Here is a 7,047-nt window from a genome sequence, read left to right as displayed (position 1 = left end):
CCGGCACGCTGTCGGTCGGTGTGGGCGTGCCCGTCGCGTTCGCGCTGGCCGGGCAGTCGCCCGCCCGCCGCCACTGGACGCTGGCGCTGCTCGGCGTGCCGCTCGCGTTCTCCGGGCTGGTGATCGCGTACGGCTTCATCCTCGCGTTCGGCCGCGCCGGCTTCGTCACCACGCTGGCGGCGTCGCTGGGCGCCGACCCGAACGTGCTCGGCGGCGCGATCTACACGATGCCGGGGCTGGCGGTCGCGTATGCGTATTACCTGATCCCGCGGGTCGCGCTGATGATCTACCCGGCGCTCGCGAACCTCGACCGGCGGCCGCTCGAGGCGGCGCTGACGCTCGGCGCGCGGCCCTGGCGCGCGTGGCTCGACGTCGCATGGCGCGAACTGTGGCCGTCGGTCGCGTCCGCGTGGTGCCTCGTGACCGCGATCGCGCTTGGGACGTACGGCACCGCGCTCGCGCTGGCCGGCACGCAGATCAACATCCTGCCGCTGCTGATGTATCTGAAGCTGTCGGACGGGCAAACTGATTTCTCGCAGGCGGCCGTGCTGTCGATCTTGCTGACGGCGATCTGCACCTGCGTTCTTGCATTGGGGGAAGGCCTTGTTCGGCAACGACGTCATTGAGTGGTCGGAAGCGGCGCGCGACGCGCTCGCGCAACTCGCGCAACGGCAACGCGGCGCGCGCCGGCACCGGATGCCGGTCGGCGTGATCGGCCCGCGCGACGCGACGGATGAACAGATGCGGGCTGCCGAGCGGATCGCGCATGCACTGGCGGCGGCGGGTATCGCCATCGTCGGCGGCGGCAAGCAGGGCGTGATGGAGGCGGCCGCGCGCGGCGCGCACGCGGCCGGCGGATGCGCGATCGGGCTGTTGCCCGAGGACGATGCGCGCGAAGCGAACGCGTATCTGACGGTCGCGCTGCCGACCGGGCTCGGCATCACGCGCAACGCGCTGATCGCGCGTGCGTCGCTGTGCCTGGTCGCGGTGGGCGGCGGGCTCGGCACGCTGTCCGAAATCGCGCTCGGGCTGCAGTGGGGCAAACCGGTGTTCACGATGTGCGGCGCGCCGCCGGTGGCGGGCGTCGAGTGCTTCGATGAAACGGACCGGCTCGTCGCGCGGGTTGCGGGGTGGCTGGCCGACGCGGCGTAGGTCGCATGGCGCGCGCGCCGATCGCCGGCTGCGTCGGCACGCGAGTGCCGGTTCGGACTTGAAATGGGGCGCGCGGCCCGTCATATTGTCTGCGCGTGAACTTTCAACGACGCCCCCGGAGGATTCCCGATGCGCCTTTTGCTTGCCCTGCTGTTGCCGTGGTTCCAGTTCTTCACGATCGGCCGCCCGATCGCCGGGATCATCTGTCTCCTCCTGCAGATCACGATCATCGGCTGGCTGCCCGCCGCGATCTGGTCGGTGTATGCGTTGAGCCAGTACAAGACCGACCGCAAGATCGAAGCGGCGTTGGGCGCGCGGCGGTAGGCCGGGGGGAGGGCCGCGGCGCCGCATGCCGGGCGGACGCGGCGAAATCGGACGGGTCGGCAAATCGGCAAATCGGCCGACGAAATGAAAACGGCCGCCTCGATCATCGTTCGATCGAAGCGGCCGGCCGGCCTACTTCACCGCAAACAGCGTCAGGTTCATGAAGATCTTGAACGCATAGCCGAGCGTGACGGCGCCGATCACGCCGCCCGCCCACAGAACGACGAACCACATCCAGCCGCGCATCCGTGGACGCGGCGCGTCGGGCTGGCGAGCGGCGGAATCAGTGGTGGTAGTAATGCTGGTCTTCATGGCGCACCTTGCCTCGGAATACCCAGTAACCCATCGTCGTGTAGGCGATGATGATCGGGAGGATAACCGCTGCGCCGACCAGCGTGAAGGTCTGGCTCGAACGCGGCGCCGCCGCTTCCCAGATCGTCATCGTCTGAGGAATCGCATACGGGAACATCGTGACGAGCAGGCCGACATAGCCGAGCAGCACGAGCGCCAGCGCGAGCATGAACGGCGTCATGTCGTGCCGCGCGCGCACCGCGCGACGCATCCACACCGCGCACCCGGCGACCAGGAACGGCACCGGCAGCAGGCGCCAGAACAGCCCCGAATCGAACCAGCGCTGCGCGATGGCCGGATCCTGCAGCGGCGTCCACAGGCTGACAACGGCGATGAAGCCGAGCAGCACGACGGTCAGCGGCCACACGACGCGATGCAGGCGCCGTTGCAGATCGCCCTCCGTTTTCGCGACGAGCCAGCAGCAGCCGAGCAGCGCGTACGTCACGATCAGGCCGAGGCCCGTCAGCAGGCTGAACGGCGTGAGCCAGTCGAATGCGTCGCCCGCGAACACGCCGTCCTTCACGTTGATGCCCTGCAGGAACGCGCCGAGCGCGATCCCCTGGAACAGCGTCGCGCCGGCCGAGCCGCCGATGAACGCGAGATCCCACAGCTGCTTCGTGCGCCGCGCCTTCGCGCGGATCTCGAACGACACGCCGCGGAAGATCAGGCACACCAGCATGAAGATCAGCGGCAGGTACAGCGCCGACAGCACCGTCGAATAGACGATCGGAAATACCGCGAACAGCCCGGCGCCGCCGAGCACGAGCCACGTCTCGTTGCCGTCCCACACGGGCGCGACGGTGTTCATCATCAGGTCGCGTTCCTTCTCGTCCGGGAAAAACGGGAAGACGATGCCGATGCCGAGGTCGAAGCCGTCGAGCACGACGTACATGAAGAGCCCCAACGCGATGATCGCGGCCCAGATTACGGTGACGTCCATAGGTTTTCTCGTTTGCGAAAGGGGTGGGCTCAGACGGTCTCGATCAGCTCGTCGACAGCCGACATCGGGCGGCGCGCGGTGTGATCGAGGCGCGTGTCGGGCCTGTCGTGATCCGCGTCGTGCGGGGCGTCGGGCAGCGCGGGGCCGGCCTTCATCAGCTTCAGCATGTAGTACACGCCGGTGCCGAACACGAGGAAGTACACGATCACGAACGTCATCATCGACAGGCTGACCTGCTGCACCGACAGCGGCGACACGGCCTTCGCGGTGCGCATCACGCCATACACGACCCACGGCTGGCGGCCGGCTTCGGTCGTCACCCAGCCCGCGAGCAGCGACACGAAACCGGTCGGGCCCATCACGAGCGCGAAGCGCTGGAACCACTTCGATTCATACAGGTTGCCGCGGCGGCGCAGCAGCCACGCGAGCGCGGCGAGGCCGATCATCGCGAAGCCGAGGCCGACCATGATCCGGAAGCTCCAGAACACGACCGTCGAATTCGGGCGGTCTTCAGGCGGGAAGTCCTTCAACCCGCGGATCTCGCCGTCCCAGCTGTGCGTGAGGATCAGGCTGCCGAGGTGCGGCACCTTCACCGCGTAGCGGGTCGTTTCGGCCTTCATGTCCGGAATGCCGAACAGGTTGAGCGCGGTGCCGCCCTTTTCGGTATCCCACAGCCCTTCGATCGCGGCGATCTTCGCGGGCTGGTGCTTCAGCGTGTTGATGCCGTGCTGGTCGCCGATCACGGCCTGCAGCGGCGCGAGCACCAGCAGCAGCCACAGCGCCATCGAGAACATCTTCTTCACGCCCTTGTCGCGGCGGCCCTTCAGCAGGTGCCACGCGCCCGTCGCGGCGACGACCAGCGCGGCGACGATGAACGCGGCGATCGCCATGTGGAACAGGCGGTACGGGAACGACGGGTTGAAGATGATCGCGAACCAGTCGGTCGGCACGACGCGGCCGTCGACGATCTCGAAGCCCTGCGGCGTCTGCATCCAGCTGTTCGACGCGAGGATCCAGAACGTCGAGATCAGCGTGCCGATCGCGACCATCAGCGTCGCGCCGAAGTGCGCGCGCGGGCTCACGCGATTCCAGCCGAACAGCATGATGCCGAGGAAGCCGGCTTCGAGGAAGAACGCGGTCATCACCTCGTACATCAGCAGCGGGCCGGTGACGGCGCCGGCGAAGCTGGAGAAGCCCGACCAGTTGGTGCCGAACTGATAGCTCATGACGACGCCGGAGACGACGCCCATCCCGAACGCGACCGCGAAGATCTTCGACCAGAACAGGCAGAGTGTCTTGTAGTACTGCTTGCCGGTCTTGAGCCAGCGATATTCGAGCACGGCGATGAAGCTGGCGAGGCCGATGCTCAGCGCCGGAAAGACGATGTGAAAGGAGACGGTGAACGCGAATTGCAGGCGGGCCAGATCGAGGGCCGAAAGAGCGGAGTCCATACCAGTTGACCGAGGCTGACGATACCCGCCGGCGGGTGCCGGCGGACCCCGGCCGAACCGGCGTCGGGGTTGGCTGGAGTATGGATCGCGATGTTGCGCCGCGAAATGTGCCAACTCGTCGCAGATGTCCAGCCCGCCGCGCGCGTTTTCGGGATAAATCGTTGATTCGTATCAAGAACGTCGTTCGCACCGCGAGCGGCCGCGGTGTGGCGGTCTGCCGCACGTGCGTCAATATGGCGCGTCGCATCATCGGAACGACCGCGTGCATGCGGGATCGCGGTGCGCTTGCCGTCGGCAGCCGCTGGGTGAATTGCGTACACTCTGAGTCTCGTTTCGGCAGGGCCGGGCGCATCGGATCCGGTCCGCGTTCACTCAGGGCATGATGATGATCGATTTACGCAGCGATACCGTGACACGTCCGAGCCAGGCGATGCTGGCCGCAATGACTGCCGCCGAAGTGGGCGACGACGTATGGGGCGACGACCCGACCGTGCTGCGCCTGCAGGCGGTCACGGCCGAGCGGGCCGGCAAGGAAGCCGGCCTGTTCTTCCCGAGCGGCACGCAGAGCAACCTTGCCGCGCTGATGGCCCATTGCGAACGCGGCGACGAATACATCGTCGGCCAGCTCGCACACACCTACAAGTACGAAGGCGGCGGCGCGGCCGTGCTCGGCAGCATCCAGCCGCAGCCGATCGAGAACGCACCGGACGGCACGCTGCCGCTCGCGAAGATCGCCGCGGCGATCAAGCCGCTCGACAATCACTTCGCCCGCACGCGCCTGCTCGCGCTCGAAAACACGATCGGCGGCCTCGTGTTGCCGGAAGGCTATGTCCAGGAAGCCGTCGCGTTCGCGCGCAGCCGCGGGCTGGCCGCGCACCTCGACGGTGCGCGCGTGTGCAATGCCGCCGTCGCATCGGGTCGTCCGATCGCGGAACTGTGCGCACCGTTCGATACCGTGTCGATCTGCTTCTCGAAAGGGCTCGGCGCGCCGGTCGGTTCGGTGCTGGTCGGCAATCGCGCGCTGATCGAGCGCGCGCAGCGCTGGCGCAAGGTGCTGGGCGGCGGGATGCGGCAGTCGGGCATCCTCGCGGCGGCCTGCCTGTATGCGCTCGAGCACAACGTCGAACGGCTGGCCGACGACCACGCGAACGCCGCGCATCTCGCGGCCGGTCTCGCGCGCATCGAGCCGGTGAAGGTGCTGTCGCACGCGACGAACATGGTGTTCGCGCAATTTCCCGAAGCCGATTGCGCGCCGCTCGAGGCGTGGCTCAAGGCGCGCGGGATCCTCACGCAGATGCTGTACGCATCGCGCTTCGTCACGCACTGCGACGTGTCGCGCGCGGACATCGACACCTTCATCGACGCGGTCGGCGCGTATTTCGCGCAGCGTCGCGCGTAAAGCGGAATGCGCCGGCCGGCGGGGAGCGCCGGCGCGATGTGGCGCGAAGCAGGGGGAAGCGTGACGTTGCTAGCTGTCTGTCGAATGTGTCGTGCCGGCGGATTACGCGTGCCGGGGCGCATCGACGGGCGGCGTGCCATCGCGGAATAGCGCTTTCAACTGCGTGCGCAGTTCGGGGCTGTCGGTGTGCTGGTGCACCGAGACCGCATGTTGGACGGCGGCCTCGAGCAGTTCGTTGTCGGAGTCGGCGGAAATCGCGACTGAGCAGTTCATCGCGCTGGGAAAGTCGCGGCAATCGATATAGCGGCGGGACATGATGTTCACCTCACGGGAAAGCGAGCGGCCGGATTGGCCTGATCGGCCGCGCGGCGCGTTCGCGAGGCCGATGGAAAAAGTATAGGCGGCGCGGCGGGGTTCCTCGCCGCCGTGTATCCCGCACCACGTGCCGCGCCGACGCTGTCGATTACCGGCTCGTCACGGCAGCGGCGCGAGCAACCGGCGCGCCGCTTCGACCACCCGTGCGGACAGCGACGCCATCGTCGGCGACTGCACCGTCCACGCGTGCCAGTACAGCGTCACGTCAGTCGGATGCACGGGCGCGAGATCGACGAGCCCCTGTGCATCGAGCGGTGCGCCGCCGATCAGCGGCTCCGGCACCATCGCGTAGCCGAGCCCGTGCCGCACCGCCGCGAAATGCGCGTGCGTGCCCGGCACGTAGTGGCACGGATACGCGCCTTCGGGCAACCCGAACTTCTCCTTCAGGAACGTGGACTGCAGCGTGTCGCGCCGCGAATACGCGACGACCGGCGCATCGCGCGCGCTCGTGCGGTTCAGGCCGCGCGGAAACCAGCGCCCCGCGAACGCGGCGGCCGCGAGCAGCCGGTAGCGCATCGTGCCGAGCGGCGTCGCGACGCAGCCGCGCATCGGCTTCGGCTCGGTCGTCACGCAGCCGACGGCCATCCCGCTTTCGAGCAGCGCGAACGTGTGGTCCTGGTCCTCGACGATCAGCTCGAACAGGATGCGCTCGCCCGCGAGCACCGAAGTCAGCGCGGGCAGGAACCAGGTGCCGAGGCTGTCGGAGTTCAGCGCGATCGTGACCGAGATCGGTGATTCGCGCTCGGTCGCGAGCGTGCTTTGCAGGTCGGCCTGCAGCAGCGCGACGCGGCGCAGGTGCTGCAGCACGCGCTGCCCGGCCACCGTCGGCCGGCACGGCCGCGTGCGCAGCACGAGCGGTGTGCCGAGGCTCGTCTCCAGCGCGCGGACCCGCTGCGTGACGGCGGACGCGGTCACGTGCAGGCGCACGGCGGCCTGCTCGAAGCTGCCGGTGTCGGCGACGGCCAGCAGCGCGGCGGCTTGCTTCGGATCGATCGTCAGAGACATATCGACGCAATTCCTGTGAACGTAAGACGAGACGCCGTAGTGTAAGGCAG

The 7,047-nt window shown here is 68.1% G+C and carries 9 protein-coding genes; 4 read left to right on the top strand and 5 right to left on the bottom strand.

Annotated elements, in window-relative coordinates; genetic code table 11:
* The 3 genes from F3J14_RS22420 to F3J14_RS22410 form a co-directional block, all read left to right on the top strand.
* The coding region (locus F3J14_RS22420; RefSeq protein WP_166724881.1) for an ABC transporter permease subunit at positions 1–626 on the top strand (626 nt) is incomplete at its 5' end.
* Complete coding sequence (locus tag F3J14_RS22415) at positions 604–1,152, top strand: TIGR00725 family protein (RefSeq protein ID WP_166724880.1); 549 nt, start codon at positions 604–606, stop codon at positions 1,150–1,152. The genes F3J14_RS22420 and F3J14_RS22415, both read left to right, overlap by 23 nt.
* Before the next feature lie 129 nt (positions 1,153–1,281).
* Positions 1,282–1,476 carry a YqaE/Pmp3 family membrane protein gene (locus F3J14_RS22410; protein ID WP_166724879.1) on the top strand — a complete coding sequence of 65 codons (195 nt, stop codon included), beginning with the start codon at positions 1,282–1,284 and terminating at the stop codon, positions 1,474–1,476.
* Between the two features lie 132 nt (positions 1,477–1,608).
* Here F3J14_RS22410 and F3J14_RS22405 read toward each other — a convergent pair whose 3' ends face one another.
* From F3J14_RS22405 to F3J14_RS22395, 3 genes are read right to left on the bottom strand one after another with little or no spacing between them, the layout of a single operon-like run.
* On the bottom strand, positions 1,609–1,788 hold the full coding sequence (locus tag F3J14_RS22405) for a hypothetical protein (protein WP_011659766.1): 180 nt from the start codon (positions 1,786–1,788) through the stop codon (positions 1,609–1,611).
* Positions 1,760–2,767, bottom strand: a complete 1,008-nt coding sequence (gene cydB, locus F3J14_RS22400; protein ID WP_006750654.1) for a cytochrome d ubiquinol oxidase subunit II — start codon at positions 2,765–2,767, stop codon at positions 1,760–1,762. The genes F3J14_RS22405 and cydB overlap by 29 nt, the downstream gene beginning before the upstream one ends.
* Positions 2,768–2,796: 29 nt before the next feature.
* Positions 2,797–4,218 carry a cytochrome ubiquinol oxidase subunit I gene (locus F3J14_RS22395; RefSeq protein WP_166724878.1) on the bottom strand — a complete coding sequence of 474 codons (1,422 nt, stop codon included), beginning with the start codon at positions 4,216–4,218 and terminating at the stop codon, positions 2,797–2,799.
* 385 nt (positions 4,219–4,603) lie between these two features.
* On the opposite strand from F3J14_RS22395, the gene ltaE reads away from it, so the two are divergent.
* On the top strand, positions 4,604–5,617 hold the full coding sequence (ltaE, locus tag F3J14_RS22390; protein WP_166724877.1) for a low-specificity L-threonine aldolase: 1,014 nt from the start codon (positions 4,604–4,606) through the stop codon (positions 5,615–5,617).
* A gap of 102 nt (positions 5,618–5,719) precedes the next feature.
* Here the strand turns inward: ltaE and F3J14_RS22385 are convergent, their stop codons facing one another.
* Complete coding sequence (locus F3J14_RS22385) at positions 5,720–5,932, bottom strand: DUF1059 domain-containing protein (protein WP_166724876.1); 213 nt, start codon at positions 5,930–5,932, stop codon at positions 5,720–5,722.
* A gap of 159 nt (positions 5,933–6,091) precedes the next feature.
* On the bottom strand, positions 6,092–6,997 hold the full coding sequence (locus F3J14_RS22380) for an HTH-type transcriptional regulator ArgP (RefSeq protein ID WP_166724875.1): 906 nt from the start codon (positions 6,995–6,997) through the stop codon (positions 6,092–6,094).
* Between the last annotated feature and the right edge of the window lie 50 nt (positions 6,998–7,047).

Source organism: Burkholderia sp. Tr-862 (assembly GCF_011753085.1).
Lineage (GTDB): Bacteria > Pseudomonadota > Gammaproteobacteria > Burkholderiales > Burkholderiaceae > Burkholderia > Burkholderia ambifaria.
The sequence above is the reverse complement of the archived record's forward strand: the minus strand, read 5'-3'. Positions and strand labels throughout refer to the sequence as shown.

What these genes read in the sequence shown, in the direction of transcription:
- F3J14_RS22410 (WP_166724879.1), top strand. Translation starts at nt 1,282, where the DNA reads ATGCGCCTTTTGCTTGCCCTGCTGTTGCCGTGGTTCCAGTTCTTCACG.
- F3J14_RS22405 (WP_011659766.1), bottom strand. Translation starts at nt 1,788, where the DNA reads ATGAAGACCAGCATTACTACCACCACTGATTCCGCCGCTCGCCAGCCC.
- cydB (WP_006750654.1), bottom strand. Translation starts at nt 2,767, where the DNA reads ATGGACGTCACCGTAATCTGGGCCGCGATCATCGCGTTGGGGCTCTTC.
- F3J14_RS22395 (WP_166724878.1), bottom strand. Translation starts at nt 4,218, where the DNA reads ATGGACTCCGCTCTTTCGGCCCTCGATCTGGCCCGCCTGCAATTCGCG.
- ltaE (WP_166724877.1), top strand. Translation starts at nt 4,604, where the DNA reads ATGATCGATTTACGCAGCGATACCGTGACACGTCCGAGCCAGGCGATG.
- F3J14_RS22385 (WP_166724876.1), bottom strand. Translation starts at nt 5,932, where the DNA reads ATGTCCCGCCGCTATATCGATTGCCGCGACTTTCCCAGCGCGATGAAC.
- F3J14_RS22380 (WP_166724875.1), bottom strand. Translation starts at nt 6,997, where the DNA reads ATGTCTCTGACGATCGATCCGAAGCAAGCCGCCGCGCTGCTGGCCGTC.